Origin of the sequence: Rahnella perminowiae, from assembly GCF_019049755.1 — a bacterium.
Lineage (GTDB): Bacteria > Pseudomonadota > Gammaproteobacteria > Enterobacterales > Enterobacteriaceae > Rahnella > Rahnella perminowiae.
In genome coordinates, this window is sequence record NZ_JAFMOS010000631.1 from 15,742 (window position 1) to 38,611 (window position 22,870).

At 53.5% G+C, this 22,870-nt stretch carries 18 protein-coding genes; 6 read left to right on the forward strand and 12 right to left on the reverse strand.

Features of this window, described 5'->3' with window-relative positions:
* Positions 1-166 precede the first annotated feature (166 nt).
* The 4 genes from J1785_RS23110 to hpxZ are packed head-to-tail and all read left to right on the forward strand — an operon-like array spanning position 167 to position 3,821.
* The gene (locus tag J1785_RS23110; protein ID WP_129955038.1) at positions 167-1,753 is read left to right on the forward strand and encodes a gamma-glutamyltransferase family protein; all 1,587 of its coding nucleotides are present in this window, start codon (positions 167-169) and stop codon (positions 1,751-1,753) included.
* 36 nt (positions 1,754-1,789) lie between these two features.
* Positions 1,790-1,984, forward strand: coding sequence for an oxalurate catabolism protein HpxX (gene hpxX / locus J1785_RS23115; RefSeq protein WP_129955037.1), 195 nt, complete (start codon positions 1,790-1,792; stop codon positions 1,982-1,984).
* Complete coding sequence (locus tag J1785_RS23120; RefSeq protein ID WP_217137906.1) at positions 1,981-3,384, forward strand: AtzE family amidohydrolase; 1,404 nt, start codon at positions 1,981-1,983, stop codon at positions 3,382-3,384. Before hpxX ends, J1785_RS23120 begins: the two co-directional genes overlap by 4 nt.
* A gap of 53 nt (positions 3,385-3,437) precedes the next feature.
* Positions 3,438-3,821 carry an oxalurate catabolism protein HpxZ gene (gene hpxZ / locus J1785_RS23125; protein ID WP_129955035.1) on the forward strand — a complete coding sequence of 128 codons (384 nt, stop codon included), beginning with the start codon at positions 3,438-3,440 and terminating at the stop codon, positions 3,819-3,821.
* Positions 3,822-4,462: 641 nt separating this feature from the next.
* Here hpxZ and puuE read toward each other — a convergent pair.
* From puuE to J1785_RS23140, 3 genes are read right to left on the reverse strand one after another with little or no spacing between them, the layout of a single operon-like run.
* On the reverse strand, positions 4,463-5,401 hold the full coding sequence (gene puuE / locus J1785_RS23130; RefSeq protein WP_217220862.1) for an allantoinase PuuE: 939 nt from the start codon (positions 5,399-5,401) through the stop codon (positions 4,463-4,465).
* Entirely contained in the window at positions 5,394-6,152 is a 759-nt protein-coding gene (locus tag J1785_RS23135; protein WP_217137908.1) for an aspartate/glutamate racemase family protein, read from the reverse strand. The genes puuE and J1785_RS23135 overlap by 8 nt, the downstream gene beginning before the upstream one ends.
* Complete coding sequence (locus J1785_RS23140) at positions 6,152-6,886, reverse strand: GntR family transcriptional regulator (RefSeq protein WP_217137909.1); 735 nt, start codon at positions 6,884-6,886, stop codon at positions 6,152-6,154. The genes J1785_RS23135 and J1785_RS23140 overlap by 1 nt, the downstream gene beginning before the upstream one ends.
* 177 nt (positions 6,887-7,063) lie before the next feature.
* On the opposite strand from J1785_RS23140, the gene J1785_RS23145 reads away from it, so the two are divergent.
* Both J1785_RS23145 and J1785_RS23150 read left to right on the forward strand, forming a co-directional pair.
* Complete coding sequence (locus J1785_RS23145; protein WP_217220863.1) at positions 7,064-8,566, forward strand: NCS1 family nucleobase:cation symporter-1; 1,503 nt, start codon at positions 7,064-7,066, stop codon at positions 8,564-8,566.
* Positions 8,567-8,825: 259 nt separating this feature from the next.
* The gene (locus J1785_RS23150; RefSeq protein ID WP_217220864.1) at positions 8,826-10,028 is read left to right on the forward strand and encodes a tyrosine-type recombinase/integrase; all 1,203 of its coding nucleotides are present in this window, start codon (positions 8,826-8,828) and stop codon (positions 10,026-10,028) included.
* A 174-nt stretch (positions 10,029-10,202) separates the two neighbouring features.
* Here J1785_RS23150 and qatD read toward each other — a convergent pair whose 3' ends face one another.
* The 9 genes from qatD to J1785_RS23195 form a co-directional block, all read right to left on the reverse strand.
* The gene (gene qatD, locus J1785_RS23155; protein WP_238483345.1) at positions 10,203-10,916 is read right to left on the reverse strand and encodes a Qat anti-phage system TatD family nuclease QatD; all 714 of its coding nucleotides are present in this window, start codon (positions 10,914-10,916) and stop codon (positions 10,203-10,205) included.
* Positions 10,917-10,924: 8 nt separating this feature from the next.
* Positions 10,925-12,244 (reverse strand): Qat anti-phage system QueC-like protein QatC, encoded by a 1,320-nt coding sequence (gene qatC, locus J1785_RS23160; protein ID WP_217220866.1) that lies wholly within the window; start codon positions 12,242-12,244, stop codon positions 10,925-10,927.
* Positions 12,226-12,978, reverse strand: coding sequence for a hypothetical protein (locus J1785_RS23165; protein WP_217220867.1), 753 nt, complete (start codon positions 12,976-12,978; stop codon positions 12,226-12,228). The genes qatC and J1785_RS23165 overlap by 19 nt, the downstream gene beginning before the upstream one ends.
* On the reverse strand, positions 12,978-14,762 hold the full coding sequence (locus J1785_RS23170) for a KAP family P-loop NTPase fold protein (protein ID WP_217220868.1): 1,785 nt from the start codon (positions 14,760-14,762) through the stop codon (positions 12,978-12,980). The genes J1785_RS23165 and J1785_RS23170 overlap by 1 nt, the downstream gene beginning before the upstream one ends.
* A 126-nt stretch (positions 14,763-14,888) precedes the next feature.
* Complete coding sequence (locus tag J1785_RS23175; protein WP_217220870.1) at positions 14,889-15,806, reverse strand: hypothetical protein; 918 nt, start codon at positions 15,804-15,806, stop codon at positions 14,889-14,891.
* Positions 15,807-15,971: 165 nt separating this feature from the next.
* Entirely contained in the window at positions 15,972-17,018 is a 1,047-nt protein-coding gene (tssG, locus tag J1785_RS23180; protein ID WP_217220872.1) for a type VI secretion system baseplate subunit TssG, read from the reverse strand.
* Complete coding sequence (gene tssF, locus J1785_RS23185) at positions 17,015-18,799, reverse strand: type VI secretion system baseplate subunit TssF (protein WP_217220876.1); 1,785 nt, start codon at positions 18,797-18,799, stop codon at positions 17,015-17,017. The genes tssG and tssF overlap by 4 nt, the downstream gene beginning before the upstream one ends.
* The gene (gene tssJ / locus J1785_RS23190; RefSeq protein ID WP_217220877.1) at positions 18,796-19,323 is read right to left on the reverse strand and encodes a type VI secretion system lipoprotein TssJ; all 528 of its coding nucleotides are present in this window, start codon (positions 19,321-19,323) and stop codon (positions 18,796-18,798) included. Before tssJ ends, tssF begins: the two co-directional genes overlap by 4 nt.
* A complete protein-coding gene (locus J1785_RS23195; RefSeq protein ID WP_217220878.1) occupies positions 19,323-22,670 on the reverse strand; it encodes an ImcF-related family protein in 3,348 nt (1,115 codons plus the stop codon). Before J1785_RS23195 ends, tssJ begins: the two co-directional genes overlap by 1 nt.
* Positions 22,671-22,870 lie beyond the last annotated feature (200 nt).

Here is a 22,870-nt window from a genome sequence, read left to right on the forward strand (position 1 = left end):
TCAGCGGAACATACCATGCACTATGCTTGCCAATGCAAGCTAAATTATGAGTGAAAGCGTGAAGATTCTGCCGATGTGGAACACCTCTTGCTTAACTTTATCCCTACGCGCCCACATCCCTGCATGCGCGGGCAGCATAAAAAAAGCGTTTCAAAAAGGACATCGCATGATTAACAGTAACAGCGCGCCGCTGGGCATGGCGGTCACACCCCATCATCTGGCGAGCCAGAGTGCGCTTGCAGTATTGCGCGAAGGCGGCAATGCCATCGAGGCGATGGTGGCGGCGGCCGCGACAATTGCCGTGGTCTATCCGCACATGAACGGTCTGGGCGGCGATGGCTTCTGGCTGATTGTGCCACCGCAGGGAAACCCGGTGGCGATAGATGCCAGCGGTGCCGCAGGCTCCCTCGCCACTCTCGATTTCTATGCCGGTGAAACGCATATTCCGCATCGGGGACCAAAAGCCGCGCTGACAGTCGCAGGCACTGTCGGCGGCTGGCAGGAAGCGCTGAATGTGTCGGCTGAATTTGGCGGCGAGCAAAAACCGCTCTCCCGCCTGCTGCGTGATGCCATTCGTTACGCTGCTGACGGCATTCCGGTAACGGCCTCGCAGGAAGCTGCGACCCGTGCCAAACAACACGAACTTGAAAATTTCAGCACCTTCGCCGACGTTTTTCTGCCTAATGGCGATGTCCCCCGCGCCGGAAATCGCTTTACCCAGCCGCAGCTGGCGCAGACATTATCGATGCTGTGCGAGGACGGGCTGAACAGTTTCTATCGTGGTGAGCTGGCCGACAATATGGCCGCCGACATGGAAAAGCTCGGCATGCCGGTCACCCGCGCTGATCTCGCGGCTTACAAGCCCCAGCGTCGTGTGCCGCTGCGGCTCAAACACAGTAAAGGCGAAATCTACAACCTGACACCGCCGACGCAGGGGCTGGTTTCACTGGCGATCCTCGGCCTGACTGACCGCCTGCCGCTGGAAACCCTGGATGAAAGTGCGACGATTCACAGCATTGTTGAAGCCACCAAACTGGCGTTCGGCCTGCGTGACCGTTTTATCACCGATCCGCGCATGATGACGCAGGATGCACAGAGCCTGTTGGATCCCCAATATCTGGATGCCCTCGCCACCCGCATCAAACCCCACAGCGCTGCCGACTGGGGCAAAGGTAAAGGACCGGGCGATACCGTCTGGATGGGTGTGATGGACAGCAGCGGACTGGCCGTTTCTTTTATCCAGAGTATTTATCACGAGTTCGGCAGTGGCGTGGTGCTGCCGGGCAGCGGCGTGTTGTGGCAAAACCGTGGCGCGTCCTTCAGCCTCGATGCAGGGCATTTACTGGCGCTGGCGCCGGGCAAACAACCGTTCCATACCCTTAATCCTGCCGCCGCACGCTTATATGACGGGCGCACGATGGTTTACGGCTCAATGGGGGGAGACGGACAGCCGCAGACGCAGGCCGCCGTGTTTATCCGCCATGTGGTCCAGGGACAATCGTTACAGCAGGCGATCAGCGGCCCGCGCTGGCTGCTTGGCCGTACCTGGGGCGAGAGTTCGGATTCACTGAAACTGGAAAGCCGTTTTGCCTATCCGACGCTGGCGGGCCTGAGACAGCGTGGTCACGACGTCGAACTGTTGCCAGATTTCAGCGAAGCCGTCGGCCACGCAGGCGCGATCGTCCGCCATACCAACGGCATGTTTGAAGGGGCCTCCGACCCGCGCAGCAACGGCAGCGCAGCCGGATTTTGATCAGAGTTCGCTCATGAAAATTGATAAGGAAGCAGCATGAAAGAGACATCCGCAGCGACCAGCTGGGCCGCCTATATCTGCCAGATGGAATCCGTTCTGGCGCTGGAACTCGACGACGCACGTCGTCAGGAATTGCTGGTGCAGTTCAGCCGCATCGCCCAAATGGCGCAACCCCTGATGGATTTACCGCTCGATGCCCGACTGGAGATTGCCGGGGTATATCGCGCATGAAATCGCTTGATCACTTTACGATAAGCCAGTTACATCGGGCACTTGCGCAGGGGGATATCTCCGCCAGGGAAATAGCCACTTTCGCGCTTGATGCCATTGAACAGGCGAATCCGGTCATCAATGCTTATACGCATATCACCCGTGAACGCATGCTGAGTGAAGCTGCAAAAGTTGATAAAATCCGGGCCAGCGGCGCAACATTGCCTCCGCTGGCGGGTATTCCTTATGCAGTGAAAAACCTGCTGGACGTGGCCGGGGAAGTGACGCTGGCAGGCGCAAGCCTTAACAGCAACAATGCCGCCGCACGTCAGGACGCCTGGACGGTTTCACGCCTGACCTCACAGGGTGCAATGCTTTCCGGCATGCTGAATATGGATGCTTACGCGTACGGCTTCACCACGGAAAACAGCCATTATGGCACCACCCGTAACCCGCGGGATCTGTCGCGTGTGGCCGGAGGCTCTTCCGGCGGTTCAGCCGCTGCCGTCGCTGCCGGGCTGGTACATTTCAGCCTCGGCAGCGATACCAACGGTTCGATCCGCGTGCCGTCCTCGTTAAGCGGTATTCTGGGCCTGAAGCCCACCTTCGGGCGGATTTCACGTCGCGGCAGCCAGCCGTTTGTTGCCAGCCTCGATCACATCGGGCCGATGGCCCGTTGCAGCGAAGATTTGTCGCAGGTTTATGATGCCATTCAGGGCACGGATCCGCAGGATCACTTCCAGGCCGATAAGCCTGTGACCGGGACATTTTCACTGCTTAAACGCGGGCAGGAAGGTTTGCGCAGTGCCGTTTTGGGCGGATATTTTTCCACCTGGTGCGATGATCACGCCAAAGTAGCCGTATGTCAGGTCGCGCAGGCACTGGGAGCGCAGGAAGAAATTGAAATGCCACAGGCCGAACTGGCGCGTTCCGCTGCGTTTATTATCAGTGCGTCGGAGGGCGGCAATCAGTATTTGCCAAAACTGCGCAGCATACCGGAACAGTTTGAGCCGCTGTCGCGCGAGCGCTTACTGGCGGGGGCGATGATCCCGGCGGCATGGTATGTTCAGGCACAGCGTTTCCGTCAGCAGTTTCAGCAGCAAATCTTGTCCTTGTTCGATCATTGGGACATTCTGATCGCGCCTGCCACACCGTGTCCGGCGACCCTCATTGGTCAGGAAACCTTTCACATCAACGGTCAGGATCTGCCAACGCGCGCCAGTATGGGTATGCTGACGCAGCCGATTTCGTTCCTCGGCCTGCCGGTGGTAACGGTGCCGGTCACCACATCAACCGGTCTGCCGATAGGATTACAACTGATAGCGCCACCGTGGCGCGAAGACCTTTGCCTGCGCGCTGCCCGGGCGCTTGAGCAGCAGGGGATCGTGAAAGTCAGCAGTTCTCCGGTGATGCCCGCCTGACAGCCTGCATCCCCGTTTTCCAGGGTGAAGTGAAAAGAGTAAAGAGAGTCACTATGAAAACTGAACATATCGACCGCCCGGCGATCCTTGCCGAAATGAACGCGGCATTTTATCGCTATGAACAGGCGCTGATCACTAACGATACCGCCGTCCTCGACGAACTGTTCTGGCACGACCCGCGTACCGTGCGCTACGGCGCGGGAGAAAATCTTTACGGCATTGACGCCATCCGCGCATTCCGCATAGCACGATCGTCACAAGGGTTAGACCGGGAACTGGTCAATACCACCATCACTACTTTTGGCGACGACATGGCGGTCGCCAGTACGGAATTCCGCCGGGAAGGCAGCGACAAGATTGGCCGTCAGCAGCAAACGTGGGTGAAGATGCCAAGTGGATGGAAGATTGTGGCGGCCCATGTGAGTCTGATGGTTTGACCGAACCATTGGACGGTTCAGCTTTGGAAAGCTGAGGAAACTTTTTTCCGGTTTCACCGAAGGGGAGTTTTGGTTACCACCGAGGGGAAATCTGAACGGTGATAATTTCGGTTTCTCAATAATAGCGATCACTTATCGCGCTGCGCCGAAACCGCCCAAAAGGGGAAAGTGCTTTTCCCCTTTTGGATTTCCCCTCGCTGTTACAACACGCGCTTCGCTCGCTGGCTATGTTCCAGTTACCACCGTGACAGGCTGGAAATCTTGCCGCTCTGCGGTTCCTTCTCTCGGTCTTCGAGCCATAGGTCTCGAAGCCGCTCCGTTCAGCAAGATTTCTGAATCGCCCGTGGGCTTTTTAAAAAAATATAGTGAGGTTGTGAAGTTGAAGCCTGAGGCCGGTTCCAAAATCGCGCCGGAGGAGAGGTGGAAAACCGCGCATCTTTTTGCGCGGGTTGTAACCCGAACGGAGGGCACCGCGGAGCGGCGGGATTTTGCGGCTATCGCTATGGCTTATGAAACATAGCCAACGAGCAGAGCGCGCAGTGAAAGAGCCTGGGATTCTTAAGGGGTGCGGCGATAGGCGCCCCTTAAGGCCAGTTTGGGCGGCGAGCCCAAGGTTTTGAATTTGAATTTGAATTTCGGGATTAAACACCGAAATGTTTCACCCAATGATCCGCAATGTCCTGCCGTTTACACACCCATACCTTCTCATGTGACCCGATGTAATCGAGAAACCGCTGTAAAGCCCGAAACCGCCCCGGGCGGCCCAATATCCGGCAGTGCATCCCGACCGACATCATTTTCGGCGAGGTTTTGCCTTCTTCGTACAACACGTCAAACGTGTCTTTCAGATAAGTGTAAAACTGCTCACCCGTGTTGAACCCCTGCGGGGAGGCAAAACGCATGTCGTTGGTCTCCAGCGTGTAGGGGATCACCAGATGCTGTTTCGTTTCACCATTTTCCAGTTTGACCGGCGTCCAGAACGGCAGATCATCGCCGTAATAATCGCTGTCATACTGGAACCCACCCGACTCTACCACCAGCTGGCGCGTATTCGGGCTGTCGCGTCCGGTATACCAGCCGGACGGTGCTTTGCCGAACAAATCGCGCAGAACGGTAATCGCTTTTTGCATGTGCTCCGCCTCCCCGGCTTTGCTCATGTCCTGATAATGGATCCAGCGCCAGCCATGGCTGACGACGTCGTAATCCGCCGCCTTGATCGCGCTGACGATTTCCGGATTGCGGGCCAGTGCCATCGCCACGCCGAAAACGGTCAGCGGTAAGCCGCGTTTCTGAAACTCATTGTGGATGCGCCAGAAACCGGCACGCGAGCCGTATTCGTACAGCGAATCCATCGACATGTGGCGGTCAGGGAAACTGGCGGCACCGATGATGTCCGATAAAAATTGTTCGGAACCTGCATCACCATGCAAAACGTTGTTCTCGGCACCCTCTTCATAATTGAGAACAAACTGCACCGCAATGCGGGCGTTGCCCGGCCAGTTGGCATGCGGCGGGCGTCCGGCGTAACCGATTAAATCTCGCGGATAGGCATCCGTAAAACCGTACTCAAAATCAGACATAATTATCTCTCAGATTCAGCCCGGCAAAGCGGCCAGACAAGGGTTTTTCAAGGGGATAATCCAGATCACCATGTTTACCGGTCGTCAGACGCAGAGCAGCCAGTGACTCGACCATTTTGACCGCCGCGCTGACGCCGTCGATTACCGGCATATTCAGCTCGAGTGTCAGTTCCTGCGCCAGATCAGCCATTCCGCCACAGCCGAGGACAATCGCTCCGCTGCCGTCAGATTTTTTCGCCGCGATACACTGCCTGCGGACTTTTTCCTGCGCCAGCCCGCTGCCGTCTTCCAGCGATAGCACCGGCAGATCGATAGCGTGTAAAGCCGCGCAATGGCGTTCGAATCCATACTGATGCAACAAATGCCGGGCGATTGTCAGCGTACGCGGCAAAGTGGTCACGATAGAAAATCGCGTCGCCAGCATCGTTGCCAGATGCATCGCCGCTTCGGCAATACCGATCACCGGTGCACGCGCCAGCTCGCGGGCGGCCAGTAATCCCGGGTCACCGAAACAGGCAATAATATGCCCGTCGACACCGGCATCGCGCCCCGCTTTTATCTGCTGTAATACGCCCAGCGCGGCAATCGCTTCATCGAAATGCCCTTCAATTGACGGTGCACCTTCTTCAGGGCAAACGGCCAGAATGTTTGTTTCCGGCGCCGCAACCGAACGGGCTGTTTGTGCCATGATCCCGGTCATCGCCTGGCTGGTATTCGGGTTGATCAGTTGTATACAAAGTGATTTGACCATCAGCCTGATTCCTTGCCGGTAACGGGTTTGTGCGTGGCAAAAATCTGCGCAAAATCGGGTATCTGCCCGCTGTGCTGCTCAAAGTGCAGGCTGGCCACGATGCTGTCGAAATGGTGTGCCATGCTTGCGGTCAGCCCGGCAACATCGCGTTTTTTCAGCAGTTCAATAAGGTCATCATGGTCATGACAACGGCAACCCTGCTGCCACGGTGCACCCCAGGCGGCAATCGCCAGCGAGGAACGCAGGGTCAGTTGCGAGACAGACTCAGTAAGTACTTTATTACCGGAAATGGCCTGAAGCTGAACGTGGAACGCGGCGGAAAGGCGGATCGCAGCGGCACCATTACGTTCATCGTGAGCACGCTTTTCTTCCTGCACCAGTTTTTTCAGCGCCACCAGATGTGGCGACTGGCAATGAGCAATGACCAGCGGCAGGTTGGCGCACTCCAGGATTTTACGGGTCGCGAACACATCGCGCGATTCTTCCGCATCCGGGGTGGTGACATGCGCACCACGCTTGGGCAATAACGTCACCAGTTGCACTGCGGCAAGGCGCTGCAGGACACGGCGGATCCCCGTGCGGCTGACTGAAAACACCTCTGCCAGCGCTTCTTCCGGCAATTTGCTGCCCGGTAAAAGCTGGTGTTCCACGATAGATTTCACCAGCGCGTTATAAATATGGTCGTCCTTATCCTCGGTAAAATAGGCCGTATTCAGCCCGTTCCAACTGGTCATTGCCGTTACTCCGTATACCGTTCGAGAGATTAATCGTATACATGAAAGTGATTTTTTGTATACAAAAAATGAAATTTGGCCTGATTCATGCAGTGCTCCTGTGACTGCTTTTTAACTTTGGACAGCCGGCAGCCGGCTTCCGACTTTCACATGTTGTTTATGACAGGAGCACGATTTATGCCAAATCAGGAAATCACCTCCGCCACGGCGCCATCTGAACAGAGCGCCGGGATCATCAAACCTTATTACAGCCCGAAGCTGTGTAACGATGATTTAGCACCGACGCGTGACCAAAACTGGAGCTGGTACAACATATTTTCTTTCTGGATGTCCGATGTGCACAGTATGGGCGGCTATGTTGTAGCCGCGAGCTTCTTTACGCTCGGCCTGACCAGCTGGCAGGTTTTGCTGTGTTTGCTGTGCGGGATTTGTATCGTGCAGATTTGTGCCAATCTGGTGGCAAAACCAAGCCAGCAGGCCGGTGTACCTTACGCGGTGATTTGCCGTCAGGCATTTGGCGTGTTCGGGGCGAATATTCCGGCAGTGATCCGCGGGCTGATCGCTTTCGCCTGGTACGGCATTCAGACCTATCTGGCGGCTAACGCGTTAATGCTGGTATTGCTGAAGTTCTTCCCGTCGCTGACGCCAATGACCCTCCCGCACTGGCTGGGATTGTCGGCGCTGGGATGGGTATGTTTCGGCATCATGTGGGTATTGCAGGCGATGGTGTTCTGGCACGGAATGAGCGCAATTAAGCGTTTTATCGATGTGGCGGGCCCGGCGGTGTATGTCGTTATGCTGCTGCTGGCGGGTTGGATCCTGTATAAAACCGGCCTGAGCAATATCTCTTTCACGCTGTCGACTAAAACCCTGACCGCCGGCCAGCAAGGCTGGGAGATGCTGACCGCCACAGCGCTGGTGGTGTCTTACTTCTCCGGTCCGTTGCTGAACTTCGGCGACTTCTCACGTTACGGCAAAAGCATGGGCGAAATCCGCCGCGGTAACCGCTGGGGCCTGCCGTTTAACTTCCTGCTGTTCTCGATTGTGACCGTCGTGATCGTTTCAGGGACTCAATCCCTGTTCGGACAGATGATCACCGATCCTATCGAAACCGTCAGTCGTGTGGGCAACAGCGTTGCGGTGGCACTTGGCCTGCTGACGATGATTATCGCGACCATCGGTATCAATATCGTGGCGAACTTTGTTTCACCGGCATTCGACTTCTCTAACTGCTCACCGCAGAAAATCAGTTTCCGTACCGGCGGGATGATCGCTGCTGTCGGTTCTGTTCTGCTGACACCCTGGAACCTGTTCCAGTCACCGGAAATTATTCACTACACGCTGGACGTGCTGGGATCATTCATCGGCCCCTTGTTCGGGATTTTACTGGCCGATTATTACCTGATTAAGCGCGGGCATATGGATGTGGATGCGCTGTTTAATGCAACGCCTTCGGGTCGTTATTGGTATCGCAACGGATTCAACCCGAAAGCGATTGCCGCGCTGGTGCCCGCGGTGGCGATTGGTCTGTTTATCAGCTTTACGCCGAGCCTGCATCAGGTCGCGAACTTCAGCTGGTTTATCGGCGCGTTTCTGGCCGGGGGCTTATACCGCTATATTGCCCGCCATGATCGTGCGGCCAGCGGGGCGATGGGATATATGAAAACCGAAGTGGAATAAAGGGTTATATCAGGGAAGAAAAGAGCCAGGATGGCTGAAACGACGAAGCCCTGAGTGATTTCTCACTCAGGGCTTCTGAATAGTGGCGGAACGGACGTCTGCCCTATATAAATCCAATACAAACTAACCCCATCGCCCAATCCCAAATATACCGCCACACACCCCAGAATTCAGTCCAATTCAGCTCAATACTTTCTTAGCCAAGCGCATAACTAATGGCATACTGGTGGCATACTCACAATTGCAGGATTTATACCGCATGGCATTACTTACCGATACCAAAGCCCGTCATATCAAGCCCGATGACAAGCCCCTACCGCATGGTGGCATCACCGGACTGACGCTTCATCCATCTTCCTCAAAAGGTCGGGGAAAATGGGTTCTTCGTTATGTCAGCCCTGTTACCCAAAAACGTCGAAATGCCGGTCTGGGCAGTTACCCGGAAATCAGCATCGCTGAAGCAGGAAGAATGGCACAGACAATGCGTGAGCAACTGGCTGCCGGTAACGACCCGCTTGAACTCAAACGGGCTGAAATCACGAAGATTATCATTCCTACCTTTGAAGAGGCCGCCCGGCAGATCCATACTGAATTACTCCCTGGATGGCGTAATAAAAAGCATGCTAGGCAGTGGTTATCCACACTCGAACAGCATGTTTTCCCTTCGCTAGGTACAACGCATCTTGATGCAATCATCCCGGCAAACGTGGCTGATGTATTACGCCCTACCTGGATGACGATACCGGAAACATCCGGGCGGATTAAGCAACGTATCCATAAAGTTATGCAATGGGCATGGGCTCACGGGCACTGTAACGCCAACCCGGTCGATGTGGTTGACCATCTTCTGCCCCAGCAGGTCAGTGTAAATATACGCACTGAGCATCATCCGTCCATGCCATGGAAATCCCTTCCACTATATATTGCAACGAATGTCCACAGCGACGAAAGATACAATGTCACCCGTGCACTGCTGCTGATTGTGATCCTCACCGCCAGCCGTTCAGGGGAGGCGCGTGCCATGCGCTGGGACGAAATCGATTTCCGCCGTAACATCTGGACGGTACCACCGGAACGAATGAAAGCGGGGATCCGGCATCGTGTTCCACTGCCCGTTCAAGCGCTTGCGATACTTGAGAGTATACGAGGTTTGCACGATGAACTTGTTTTCCCCTCACCAAGAAAGCAAACAATTCTTTCCGATATGGTGCTTACTTCTTTCCTGCGTAAGACTAAAGCAGCCAGCGACACTCCCGGTCGGGTTGCCGTTGCGCACGGTTTCCGCTCCAGTTTTCGTGACTGGTGCAGCGAACATGGATATCCCCACGATCTTGCTGAACGAGCCCTTGCACATACCATTAAAAATAAATCTGAAGCGGCCTACCACCGAACCGATTTGTTGGAACAACGTCGCCCTATCATGCAGGCATGGGCTGACTATGTGTTTTCTTCAGCAAAATGATTTTGCCTAAATAGATAGATGTTATCTATGTTTCTGGTTAGAAGCTGGTTCTGCCGTTTGGCCTTCTCAGCGTGGGGAGGCTCCGACAAGAGCATACACATTTTTTCAGCACGTTAACAAAACCAAGCTTTATACTAATTATTTCGTGCAACGCAGTGAATTTATCTAATACATTTAAGATCTGCATAACACTCTAAAATTATCAAAAAGCTGAGCTTTAACCTCCATCTGACTCATCCCCCACAACGTGGCTAACTGCATTTCTGCAATCTCACCGTCCCATGGCATTAGTGGATCATTACGAAACTTACCAAATGGCCCATCTGTTTCTGTAAGAATGCGTGATTTGGGAATTTTCAAAGCTAAGGCCTTACCCTTTATCGTATCGAGCATTGCTGGCCCCACTGAGAACCAACACCCTAAATCGCTTGCCCTTTCTAGCTGCTTAGGTGTTCCGGTGAACCAATGTAATATTGCTATCCCATCAATATTTTCGATCTCATCAAGGGTAGCTGACGCACTTCCTCGGCTATGAATGGTCATAATCTTGCCCCCAGCACGATTTACGCTATTGAGTATGTGCCGGAATACCTTCAGCTGGACATCCCAATGCTCTTTAAATCCCTTCCCACCATCGAGCCCTATTTCGCCAACATACCTGGTCTCCGAAAGCAGTGAATCAAACAGCTCTAACTCATGTGATCTTTGATGTGCAATTTGGGGATGGAGCCCAAGAGCTGTTCGGATCCGTTGGTTTCCTTTGGCTAGTAAAGAGGTTCCATGCCATGCTCTGGGCGTCGTTGTTACCGACAGTATATAAGTCCCCCGACGTTTGCATTCCTCAGCCACCTGTTGTGGCTGAGGATATAAGTCAAGATGACAGTGCATATCAATGCTCACACGATGCTCTCACTCAGCAAGTATTTTTCGACCTCATTTAGACCATCCATAAACACCTGCTTAAAATTATTGAATGCTGCCACAGGCAAAGGACCGCTCTTCGCGATCCATGTTCCTATTCTCAAGGTCGATTTCTGTGCGATTGCAATCCTAAGAGCGATAAGATCATCCCTGCGATCAATTTCGTTCATTACTTTAGCCAGGGACGGGAAAGTGTAATCAGCATCTCGACTAATCCCTCCCGCATGAAGCGATGCCCGTCGGATGATGCACGGTACGCATACCCCGCACTGCTGATCTGTTCGTTTCCAATGACTGCAAGATACCGTACTTTCGACAACTTCAGATAAGAGTGACTTATCCAAGCATTGAGAGGCCATTTGCCCCTTCGTTTTGAACTGATATGGATTGATTATTTGGCAAGGAATACCGACCGCATCAAAGAGCTGTTGTATGCTCGCAATAAAATGTGGATGTGTTGTTCGCGTGCTAAGCGTACCTATACGGCGTGGGGTTAGTGGCGCATTTAACGAAATAAACCCATTTTCAGGCACAAACAGATCGATTTTTTCTTGTTGAGATACTTCTTGTACAGCACAGGCGCCTACAGCCGCAAAGGCAAAAAAATTGAGGCTCCGTGTACGCATCGTAATGTCAGTCACACCCTGATATAGATGCGGATCGGCATTAATTTCAAACCGTGAGTATCGGCCATTCAATCTTTCAGCAATTTGATCTTGGCGTGACTTATCTCCTTTATAAGCGTGACTAACCAAAAGCGGAGCACGCCCTCCGGTCAGAAGGTCTATTGCGCCAATAGCCGAATCCAATCCGCCCGAAAATAAGCTGACGCAGTCAAGCTCTTTCAGCTTAATCAGATGAAACCTTGAATGCTGGCTATACGGTTCTGGCGGCGCATAACCACCGTCACAAAATTCGAAATCCCAGATGTCTCCACTTAGGAAATGCAAAGCGCTTTCAAGCTCTTTTTTTAAACCAATCCATCGAGATGGCTCATGAAGGGGAAGCCGTAGCGAGAATTGACGAGTCCAACCATCCTCTGAACTTTCACGCTGAACGAAGGTATCGGCAGCGGTTACCGCGAGTGCGATACTTAGAAAATCCATGACCTGAGCTGGAATTTGTACTCCCAAACGCCTAATTCGATCAATCGCAGGATTCCCGATTACTGATATATCACCACGACCCTGCCCGCTTAATCCATAGAGCTGTACAGGCAACAAGTTATCACCAGCTGGCGGTAATTGGCGGTGATCGTGATGGAAAACTAATTGTGTCATTGGTAGGCCTCCCATTCTTGCCAAGCCTCAATGATTGCCTGGCGCTCAATTTGAACCATTTGATTTTTTGAAAAAGTTCTGATGTTACCGACAAGTTTTGGGGCCATGTGCTTATCAACAACAACTTTGATTAATTCTCTAAGTTCAGTTTCTGCATGGATTGCTTTTGAAGGAGTATCTGCTTTATTCCATGCTTTGTTAGAATCCATTACCATCTGAAGAAAAATACTTTCCGCCAAATAACCGATCATCGTGTCAACAATCACACCATCGGTTATGCTTTGAGGATCGAAAATCTCCACGCCATCGAGAGCCTCTACCAAGGCATGATTCATTGCTGCGCAGATCTTTTCTGAGTCACCATCATGTGATGTTAAAGCTTGAGCAATAGCTGATATTGCCAGTTCGCATGGGAGACCGGTCAAACTGCCTAGATCGATGCCTGGTTCTCCAGGAGCCGCAGGCATTCCCGCAAGGGTCCCAAACAATCCGGCCCCTGCTTGTGTGACACTCCCTAACCGTCGAGCCGCACTACTGCTTCCCCCGGCGGCTTTTCGCGCGTAGTGCCCTATGGCTTTCCTGAAGTCTGCTCTATTGCCGTTTGAGACCGCATTTCCCAAAGATTCTCGGAATGGTGCAAACCTTCTTTCTTGTGGCGAAGGTAACGGTTGCTGTGGCTGATCATCAGCCCAGGGCGGAACCAGTGGAGAACCACCTCCCGGACCCGTACTTGATTGTGAAGTTCCCATTAAGCGTCCTTATTCCATTGCTCATCTTTTAGTGCTGCAGTCATCCACACTGGCCGTTTCATCCCCAGCTGCAACTCCTGCAGATAACGAATTAATATACTCGCGGCATCTGCCGAATAGCGAGCCAACAGACAAGCGCCGGAGAAACCTTTCGGTCTACGAGCCCAATCTGACACTTGCCTTAACTGGCTAATTAAACCTTCCATAACGGGAACTTGCTCCTCACGAGGAAGCATTTCCAAAAGAGTATCTGCTGTAGGTGAACTTGTATTTTTCAGTTCAATAAGCGCATTCAGAGCTTCCCGACCAGATGGCGATAAACCAACTACGTATGCACCTATTGGCATAGTTTCTCGGGACAGATATATAGCGGCTCTCAAGTCGATTCCGCCAAGGCGCGGTTCAAGTTGGGCCCATTGACTGATGAAAGCTTTAGTCGTTGGATTATCAGTCCAGGTCTTTGGCGCTTCCGAGGGTATTTGACCATCAGCATCTTCAAGCTGTTTTAGTAGCTGCGGCATACCTTGTTCAATATCCACAAGATGATATAAATCAGCGGTGCCATCTACCCCGACACATCGTTCAAAGATTACTAACTTAGTGATAATTGCTTCGTCCAAAGGCATCGTACGTCGCTTCGCAATTTGAGATCGCATTTTCACAACATTCAACAAGCGCTTAACGATTCTGGGGTTGCCATGGATAATCGGAGAATTGGCTAATATAGGAGCAATACGGTCAGCACGTGCAAATGCCAAAGCAAGATGACTATCCTCAGATTCACCAGTCATTTTTAGAGCATCCTGGCGTGCGATTGGTTCATCTTTCCAGGATTGCTGTAATGCATTTTCTAAACCATCACGGAGCGTAGTAAGTTTTTCGCTTTTTAAGCCATGCTCAATAGCATAAAGCATGAACAGATATGAACGGATCTCACGCACCCCAGCTTTTGGCACCCGAATAGGAACCTGGATGAGCTTATCGAGATAGTCTATTTGATGGCGCTGTGATGCCCCCTTGAAGTAATCAGCCACAGAAGAACGAATCATGTCCTCATCTGCTGCAATGATAAAGGCTGTATTAGTTAAGAAAAGGAATAATCTGATTGCTTCAAGTGTATGAATGGCATTGGCAGGGAGGCAGCGATCGAGATTATCAATTACCACGATGAGTGGCTTACCAAGCTCTTCTAAAATTTCCCCATATTCCTTACGAAAAGCATCAATCTGCTGAGGAGGGCTTTTTTTAGCCTCCGGTTTAATCAAACCACCAGCCTTCTCTTTACCTTCTTTAGCCAGATTGCCCAGAGCCTCATACTCTTCCTGGCTCTGGATGCCATCAGTAAAATGTCCTAATGCACCAATGCTTCTGGAAAGGAAGCCGCCAGTAGGAACTCCTGCAAATAAAGCTGCACCTTCAGCCAGTAGGCCCATGGCTCTGAACCCATCAACCCGACTTAGAAGTTTCTTCGTTTTTGAGACAAGGGTAGCATTTCCTTCTGCAGCTTTTGTCAACGCTGTAGCGATGACTTCAAGAAGCGCAGCTCGAGCGTCGTCATAACCCTGATAGAGCCAGGAGTCAAAGTTGATAACGACCCAATCTTTGTTATCTTGCTCAAGTTTTTGCTCTATCAATTTCAAAAGTGAAGATTTGCCAGCCCCCCAATTACCAAAAATGCCAATTGATACTGGTAACATACCTTCGGTGGTGAGCACATCTACAGCTAGCTGGGATACTTCACCAAAATTTAGGTAATCTTCTGATGATTCCTTGTCTGACCACATCTGCTTATCCTTTATTCTCTCGACTGATGGAGGTCCAAATCATCCATGGCAAGGTTTATTCAAGATGTTTGTTCCGGTTTTCAGTTTGGTAAAAATTCCGCATCAACTCATTGAGTTGATTAGTTTTCAATACTTAGGATAAAAAACATGTCCGATAATCGCACAAATTAGCCGGTAGTCGGTAACGTAGAAGATCTCATGGTCATCGACACTTTGCTCGCCGAGGAAGAAAACCTGAGCCCTGTCTTTTAGCTTTTTCTTACCCGCATCCTTCGCTTCTTCCTGAGCAGCGTCTAGCTCGTTACGAAGCGCTGTACGTTTAGCCTGCGACCAGCAGGCCCACTCCACGTGGAGTTTATAACTCCGCGAGGGTTTAAGTTTCCCAAGTTCATCTTTAGCCCACTCGCCCGATAACGGGATAATAAGCCTGTTGTCATTCTGTTCAAAATCCTGCCACAACAACTGTGAATAGAAAACTCGCCGATCTGGGTAGGACTGAATCGGATCTTTAAGTTTTTTAAAGACAGTCATGTAAGTATCGGCATCAATACCCGGTATGTTTAGCGACATACCACGATCATACGGGAAGCGAATAAACGCCCTACAAATCTGGCGAATAGCATTCACCTGACGACGGGATTGCCGTGCCGGAGCATTACCCTCACTGGATGTTGACGATACAGAGCGCGTAGAGCTGGAATTGTTTTCACCGCCAGCAGCGCCAGGATCAACAACTGGGCGTTGTTCAATCAACTTTAATCCTGCTGGCATCAAACCTGGTGCGCTGTCCAGCAGATGCCGGACGCTTTTCTTCTGGCCCTGTTTAACAACAATGCTTTCAGCATCAGCATCGCAGTTAATGTGTTCTTTCCCCGGCATTTTATTAAACGACGGTCTTTTCTTACTGCCTTTTTGCCAGGCTGAGGGATACATCTCGATCCCACATCCCCAGCATACGTAGCCGCTGGTATCGACATTATCAAGTAACCACAGGTCTTCGGCTTCAACAATTTCACCGGTACGCTTATCACGAGCAGATTCCATCACTTTCTCCTTTTAAAGAACAAAAAAATTCAGGTTTTCTTGCGTTGAGAACAAACCAGTCCTGCCTGTGGGAAAGGCGTGCTCGCCACATTGCCTCGGCATCCTGATGCAAATGCTCAGGCAAAAAGCGGTGATAAGCATATTGGTTAATTATTTTCTCACGCATCATACACGCCCAAATTCTGCACTGTCTTCCCTGAGCCGTCCGACTTTGATTCGCGTGGTTTTCGGCATCTCACTCAGATTGTCTTCCCTCAGCCCCAGCATCAAGTTGTATCCCGAGAACAGCCCCGGATCCCCCAGTCGGGGAACCGGCAGTAACCTCGTCGGGATCGTCAGCCACAAGCGCACATCGTAATCACACCCCAGATAGGTGCGTAGTAACGCCATCACATCTTGTTTCAGCTGGCCGCCAGGCATCCAGCCCTTTGCTTCATCAGGATTTTTTGTTGAGAGTTCCACCCGCGAGCAGTAACCGGCAGCGGTGGTTTCATTTCCCAGAGTTGGATGCTGATCGAGCGTCATACCGTCCCGCAATGAGAGCCTGGCCCGTTTCGCCACCGGCATTTTCACTGGGTGATGTGGGAACACGTTTACCTCTGTATTGGGTGCCTGGCTGCGGATAACTGCCGCTAAGCCTTCAGCGTTGTGCGTTGGATGTAGCAGAGGCTGCAGTATTGCCAGTAATCGTGAGGATGGGATGTCCTGGCTGTGGGCGATACCGCTCAGAGCCATCAGGCTCTGTGAGACAGTATCTGTGCCGCCAGGTTCAAACGTTGCCGGGTAGCTGTATTTTTTCCAGATGCGGTAAAACTGCGTCATCAGCCGGTGGTTGAAGATATCCAGAAACGCAGCCATGGCATCGGCCCCGTCGCGCCCCTGGTTAATATCATCGATGATGGCCGTGGGCAGTGGCGAGTCCACCCCGTACAGGCCGAAGAAGTTCGTTCTGACGGTCGGTGGTGCATCCGGGTTATCCGGGTCAGTTTCCGTGCGCTTCAGTTCCCCCGCAGGAAAACCCAGATGCGGATTGGGGCGAAAGCGCACCGGGTCTTCTGTAATGGCGCGCCCCGTGCCCAGCGTGCCGCCGTTCAGCCCTTCAATCAGCTGGCAGAAGCGATAAAAGTTAAACCGTGCCGTGTGGTCATTGCCTTCGCCGTCCAGCCAGAATAGCGGGAGGGTTGGATTATTTTTTTTGTTTTCAGTCGTCACATCAACACCCGGTCAATGCGCCGCTGCGGCCATGTCCATTCGGTCTTAGATTGTGTCAGTAACACGGTTAACTGCGTGAAGCGGATGACGCTGGCGTACTGAGTGAAGAACTGCTCCAGCAGTTCGCAAAACAGACGCGCATCGCCGATGCCGCTAAAGTGATGCTCATCCAGCTCCACGCGGATGTTCACGCCGTGCCAGTGATGAGACGAGTTAAAGGCCTGTTTGTAACTGACGTGCGTAATACCGGCGATACGACGACGGTTGTTGTCGTCATTACTCCAGTTAAAGAGCTGAAGTACGGCTTTCAGGTTATCGGTGCTTGCCAGCATCTGGCTTAGCGCTCTGGGGTGCAGCAGCGACAGCACGTGCCACTGATACAGCTGAGTCAGTGGTGGATAAGAGGGCATGGAAGGCGCGTGCCGGGTCTGGCAGCGCAGCGTTAGGTTGCCCGCAACGGCAGTGCCATCAAACACTGCATTATCCAGCGCCATGCGCGGATAGTTGCCGTTGGTACAAGTGAGGTTCATAAACAACGTGGCCTCTTCCTGTGCTAAATCTTGTTCACCGGATGCCCCTCCGAGCATCAGTAATGTTTCATGCAGGCCACTGACGCCGCGCCAGATACGGGTGTGATAATACCGTTCCGGCCAGGACGCTTTACGTGCGAGCATCCCGCCTTTCTGGCGGAACTGGCGATACGGCACATACTGCCGTTTGTCGAGGGTTTCACTCGCCGCTACCGTATCTACGCTGTAGATTTCAGTATGGTGGTCACGCAGCCGGTGCGGGCGCAGGCGATAATCCAGCACCGTAGGCTGTACTTTCAGCGGTTCCGCATTCAGGGAAAACAGATTAATGACCGTAACGCAGTTAATGCGTAGCGCATCATCGGGTAAAGGGATATCGCGAGTCAGCGGCTGGGTGAGATGGATTTCCAGGATAACGTCACGGCATTCCTCACTGAGTGGCAGCGTATCAAGCCCGGTTAGGGTGAAGAAAGCAAACCGCGCAGGAAAGCTGAAATACTCAAGCCACGGGCGCACTTCACCACACAGCGCCGGGCTGTCACTCTGCGGCCATACAGACTTCCAGTGCTGCTGCCAGCGGTTAGCCAATGTCCCGCCAAACGGCAACGGGTCTGGGTTGCCGGTCTGAGGCAACCGCACCGTGATACGGCTGACATGGTGCGTCAGTGCCTGGTACAGCATCGACTGCAGCGGGCGGTCACCGTTGATATACAGCGGCAACGCCTGCAGGTTTATCTGGCTCGGGTCAGCGTACTGGCTGAGTGAGAAGCGCAGACTCAACACCTGGTGCCCATCAGGATGAAACTGTGCGCTGACACCGTTAAGAGTGAGTGGGTGCAGCGTTAATTCGTCGGTAGTGCGATACGGACAGCGAAGTCCGGATTCATCCATTGGGCGGGTCAACAGCGTGGTGCCTTCCGGTAATACCGCGTCCCGTACCTGTGCCACCCTATCCGGCGTCAGTTCCACCACGCCCATTGACGGCAGGGTACGGTTCACCACCGGCAGCAGGTGGCCCAGCAAAGGTTCTGTCAGCTCGGGAATATCATCATCAATCTTGCGCCGCAGCTGCGCCATCATCAGCGAGAACCCCTGGAACAGTTGCTCCACGGACTCGTCCATTTTGTGCGACATGCTGTCCACGCCGAGGCGGCGGGCGGCGTCAGGATGCTGCTCGGCAAACTCTCTGGCGGCGGATTTCAGCCAGCGCATTTCGCTGTCAAAATATTTCAAAAATTCATGGTCGTTCATTCTTTCACCGGCCTTAACCACAGCGTGTTATTGCGGATTTCGATAACTCGCGGGTCATCCGGGTCGAGGTCATCGCGGCTCAATACAAGCTTCCAGTTTCCCCTTACTCGGTCGGGGAGACGAAACAGTCCAACAATTGCCACAACGTTTGCTTTCTCATCCATGGGGATATCGAGGTTTACCGTCTGCCCCGGCGTAACGCTGAGCTGTCGCTGTGTTACCAGGCTGTCTTTCAGAATGATGTCCGGCTGCGTTAACAGGTCGGTGTATTCCACACTATCAAAGGTTTTGCGGTCATTGAGCTGCAGGATGCGCACGCGCAGCGGCATCGACTGCTGGGCATCGTCGTGGTTAATGGCCTCGCGGGCCACAAAGGAAAGATGCAGCGTTTCAACCTGCCGGTAAAAAACGGCGCTGGCGACAGATGCTGTCCCCTGCTTGGTTTTCTGATACAGACCACAGCCGCCAAGGGTAAGGGTTGGCACCAACAGAAGTGCGCAGATAAGGCGTGATGGACGCAGCATTATTTATTCCCTCCGTTCTTCGCGGCAGGCACAGGTGACGTGCCCGTGGCAAAGACCTCAGAAGGCAGAGTGAAGCCCCGTAAATCAAGCAGGGCCAGCGGGCCTTTGCCGAGTTCCGTACGCATCAGGTAGTTCAGCGCCACCCCGTCCGGGGTTATCCACGCCACGCGATATTGATTATCGCCAAGGTCAGTGACCAGCGCTTTATCCAGCAGGCGAATAAGTCCCCAGCTTCCGGGTTCATCGGCATACAGACGCCCACCTGTCTTCACGGTGCGCCAGGTTAGGGTGGTTTGCGGCTGCCAGCGGTTGTCCGGCCAGGCCAGCATCTGCCAGCTCTCTTCCTGGTTAAAGTACTGCAGCTTCTGGCGGTCAACGGTGAGGTTGGATTCCACCACATCACGGGACGGTTTTGCCATCAGCTGGAAGTGCAGCGCGACATCACCGTGGGCAAAGGCAACGTTCGAGATACGGGTCAGATGGTTGAGTGCGTCAATAAAGGCCGGGTTAAACGTCAGCCCCTGACTGTTCATGGCATCTGGCACCCATTTGTCGCCCTCCAGACGCAGCAGGCCACCCAGCCGGGTGTTGATAAACTGCGCAATACGTCCGGTGTCCATGCGCATAAACTGCGCAAGTTCGGGCAGTGACGCATCACTCTGGCGGTCAACAAACGGATAGCGGTCGTTGAAGGCTGTCTCCCACGGGGTGACAATATCGGTTTTCCACTGGCTGTTAATGCTCTGAGAGGTCGGAGAAAGCACCTGCTCCCATGCCTGAACCATCGGTTGCACAAATACGGTCTGCCCGAAACCGCTCCACTCCTGGCCGAGGCTGGCGGCAATCAGGCTGCCATAATCGCGGGTATCGGTAAGGTCAACAGCTTTGCCCTGGAAAACGGTCAGTGCCAGCGACTGCATCATCGCCTGCGGGTCAGGCGCATTCGTGACCTGCTGCAGGCGCAGGCGTACGCGAGTGATGCGGGTCAGGAAGGTTTGCAGGCTCAGGGGATTTTGTGTCGCTGACGTGGTGTCGCTCAGCGCAAGCAGCGGGCCAAAGGTGTCATCCATCGGACCATGCGGGCCGGTGTTTTGCTCCACGACGTTGGCTTTGTCGTTATGAATGAGGCTCTTTGCGGATTTCACCAGAGAGTCGGCCAGGTCACCACCGCTCTGCCCGGCGCGTCCCTGAATATTCAGCGTGTTCATCAGCGCAATCAGCGGTGACTGGCGAACATCGGCCAACAGCGTGAGTTGTTCAATAGACTCCGACAGGCTGGCAGCCTGACGCCACTGGAGGCTGTTGAGGAACTTCAGCCAGGCGGCACCGTAATCGGAGAAGTAGCGGGCCTTCAGTCGCGTCTTCATCGTTTCCGGAGAGAGTTCGGTATTCGCAGCATGCTGACTGTCGCTGAGTACCCAGTCAATTTCGTCGCGACGGGCGTTTGCCAGTTTATCCAGCGCGGGCTCCACGTCTTCTTCCCATGCTTTGCGGGTAAAGACGCCGGGTAGGGTTTCACCTGTACTGAACAGACGGCTGCTGTCGGTCCCGTTGACCATTTCACCCAGTGACATATCAGCATAATCGCGGGATACCTGGTCAATCAGTTGCTGATAGCGGGTAGCCTCCGCATTGCTGGCACCAATCTGACGTAACAGCGTCGTGCGCATTTCGCTCACCAGCTGCATATCGGGGGCAACGCGCCAGTCAGGATGTGCGGGGAGGTTTTGCAGCATAAAGGTCAGCATATCGCTGCCGTTCATCATCCAGGTGCCGTCCTGCACGCCGTCACGTAACCGCCAGTTCTTCATTACGGTACTGCTGAAAAATGCCGGGTCAGTTTTATCTGATTTTGAGAGCATCAGGTACGCTTTGAGCAGGCCGTACATGGCTTTTGACTGTGTGGCCCGCGCCGGGTCATTCGGAGCAAGATTTCGCCAGGCGTTCATTTGTTCACTCAGGTGCTGCACGGAAGCATCGCGCAATAACGGCATGGCTGCTTTCTGCCAGTACGGCCAGAGCGCGTCGAGCACATTGTCATTTCGGCTGAGGCCAAACCGCATATACCAGGGCGCGCCGTAGGTATGACGGTACTGCAGGCGTTCGATTTCTTTTTGTAGCGCACGTAAAGACATGAGCTGAGTGGCGACCGGCGAAGCGGTATCCGTGGCAGACAGCGCCAGCTGATGGTCGGCCTGCATCAGGCGCAGGTTGGCCATATATGAGAAGGCGACGCAGGCCAGCCACAGCGTAAGGATGCACGAACACACCAGTAACAACGATTTACGCCAGGACACACCCGTTGCAACGGGTCGCCGCCAGCGCTGGGCCAGTAAATCCAGCCAGCCTTTGCCCGGTTGCCAGGCGTGACGTAATGAAGCCGAGCCCGAGGTGACTGACGGGCTAAATACCATCCCGGCCAGCGGCAGCGCCCGTGCACCTTCAACCAACTGAGACAACCTATGCGTCAGACGTGCCGTGCCACCGGTTCGCAGGTGGTGCGCAAGGTGCAGCAAAAAGGCGTGGCTGCGGTCCTGCTCTGCCTGCTGCATCCCCTGACGAATAAGCGGCTGTTCCAGTGCCGTCAGCGACTGATTTATATCCTCAGAGGTGACACCGGGTGCGGAAATGAAACCAATACCCTGTGCCGGTAAGCCGGGCTGTTCCCATTCCGGCTGATGGATTTCCCACAGCCACAGCGGAATTTCCTGCCCCAGCAGATGAAACTGTTTGTGCAACTGCCGGGAAACGGTATCGAGAGTGTCATGACTGAGTTCAGTCTGCGCATTGACCACCCAGACGATGGCATCGGCGAGGCGGCGGCGAATTTTACGCAGTGCTTTAAGCTGTGCCGGTTGCGGTTCGTCGGCAGGATTGCCGTGCCATAACAGCAACGTATTGTGACCTTCCAGCCAGTGCTGGGTCGTGAGTCCCGGCACCGCCTGTTCGACTTCATGTTCATTGCCGACCACCAGCAGAATGCGCACCTTGCTGCGCCAGCGCCAGCCGTACTGAAAACGCATCTGGGTGACGATATCGCGGACAAGTTGGTTTTCAGGCGGGCGCTGTCGCTTCCCGTCAATACCACTCCCCGTCACGTCACGGGCTTTGAGGCGAATGAGGGCTTTCCACGCCAGAATGAACAGCGGGCAGAACCAGACCAGGGCCAGCCAGACCATCAGTGCCCAGAAGGCAATTTGTCGGGGAAGCGCCGCAGGCAGATTGATGCTGCTGCCTGCAAAGTAGTACAGCGCAGCGCCCAGCAAAACCAGCAGGGTAATAATGACTACATAGCCGGTAACGAGCCAGAACAGCGAATGTCGGGGTTCAGTGCGGGAGGTTTCCACGGGGGACGCAAACTCCTGTCATCAATTGGTTATCCATAAGTGAAGCGGTCCAGCCGCAAGCCTGTCCGTTACGTGACCCTGACCCAAAATCCTGCTCCATTCAGAAACAGAATTCCGGCATGATAAACACTCCCCTGAACGGAGGTGGTGCCGATGAAAAAGTCACGATTCACCGAAGAGCAGATTGTTTTTGCCCTTAA

Bases quoted from the DNA above. Each gene is read 5' to 3' on its own strand.
- J1785_RS23120 (WP_217137906.1), top strand. From the start codon at position 1,981: ATGAAATCGCTTGATCACTTTACGATAAGCCAGTTACATCGGGCACTT.
- J1785_RS23175 (WP_217220870.1), bottom strand. From the start codon at position 15,806: ATGGAATCTGCTCGTGATAAGCGTACCGGTGAAATTGTTGAAGCCGAA.
- J1785_RS23145 (WP_217220863.1), top strand. From the start codon at position 7,064: ATGCCAAATCAGGAAATCACCTCCGCCACGGCGCCATCTGAACAGAGC.
- qatD (WP_238483345.1), bottom strand. From the start codon at position 10,916: ATGCACTGTCATCTTGACTTATATCCTCAGCCACAACAGGTGGCTGAG.
- J1785_RS23150 (WP_217220864.1), top strand. From the start codon at position 8,826: ATGGCATTACTTACCGATACCAAAGCCCGTCATATCAAGCCCGATGAC.
- tssF (WP_217220876.1), bottom strand. From the start codon at position 18,799: ATGAACGACCATGAATTTTTGAAATATTTTGACAGCGAAATGCGCTGG.
- hpxZ (WP_129955035.1), top strand. From the start codon at position 3,438: ATGAAAACTGAACATATCGACCGCCCGGCGATCCTTGCCGAAATGAAC.
- qatC (WP_217220866.1), bottom strand. From the start codon at position 12,244: ATGGGAGGCCTACCAATGACACAATTAGTTTTCCATCACGATCACCGC.
- J1785_RS23110 (WP_129955038.1), top strand. From the start codon at position 167: ATGATTAACAGTAACAGCGCGCCGCTGGGCATGGCGGTCACACCCCAT.
- J1785_RS23140 (WP_217137909.1), bottom strand. From the start codon at position 6,886: ATGACCAGTTGGAACGGGCTGAATACGGCCTATTTTACCGAGGATAAG.
- hpxX (WP_129955037.1), top strand. From the start codon at position 1,790: ATGAAAGAGACATCCGCAGCGACCAGCTGGGCCGCCTATATCTGCCAG.
- puuE (WP_217220862.1), bottom strand. From the start codon at position 5,401: ATGTCTGATTTTGAGTACGGTTTTACGGATGCCTATCCGCGAGATTTA.
- J1785_RS23170 (WP_217220868.1), bottom strand. From the start codon at position 14,762: ATGTGGTCAGACAAGGAATCATCAGAAGATTACCTAAATTTTGGTGAA.
- J1785_RS23135 (WP_217137908.1), bottom strand. From the start codon at position 6,152: ATGGTCAAATCACTTTGTATACAACTGATCAACCCGAATACCAGCCAG.
- tssJ (WP_217220877.1), bottom strand. From the start codon at position 19,323: ATGCTGCGTCCATCACGCCTTATCTGCGCACTTCTGTTGGTGCCAACC.
- J1785_RS23165 (WP_217220867.1), bottom strand. From the start codon at position 12,978: ATGGGAACTTCACAATCAAGTACGGGTCCGGGAGGTGGTTCTCCACTG.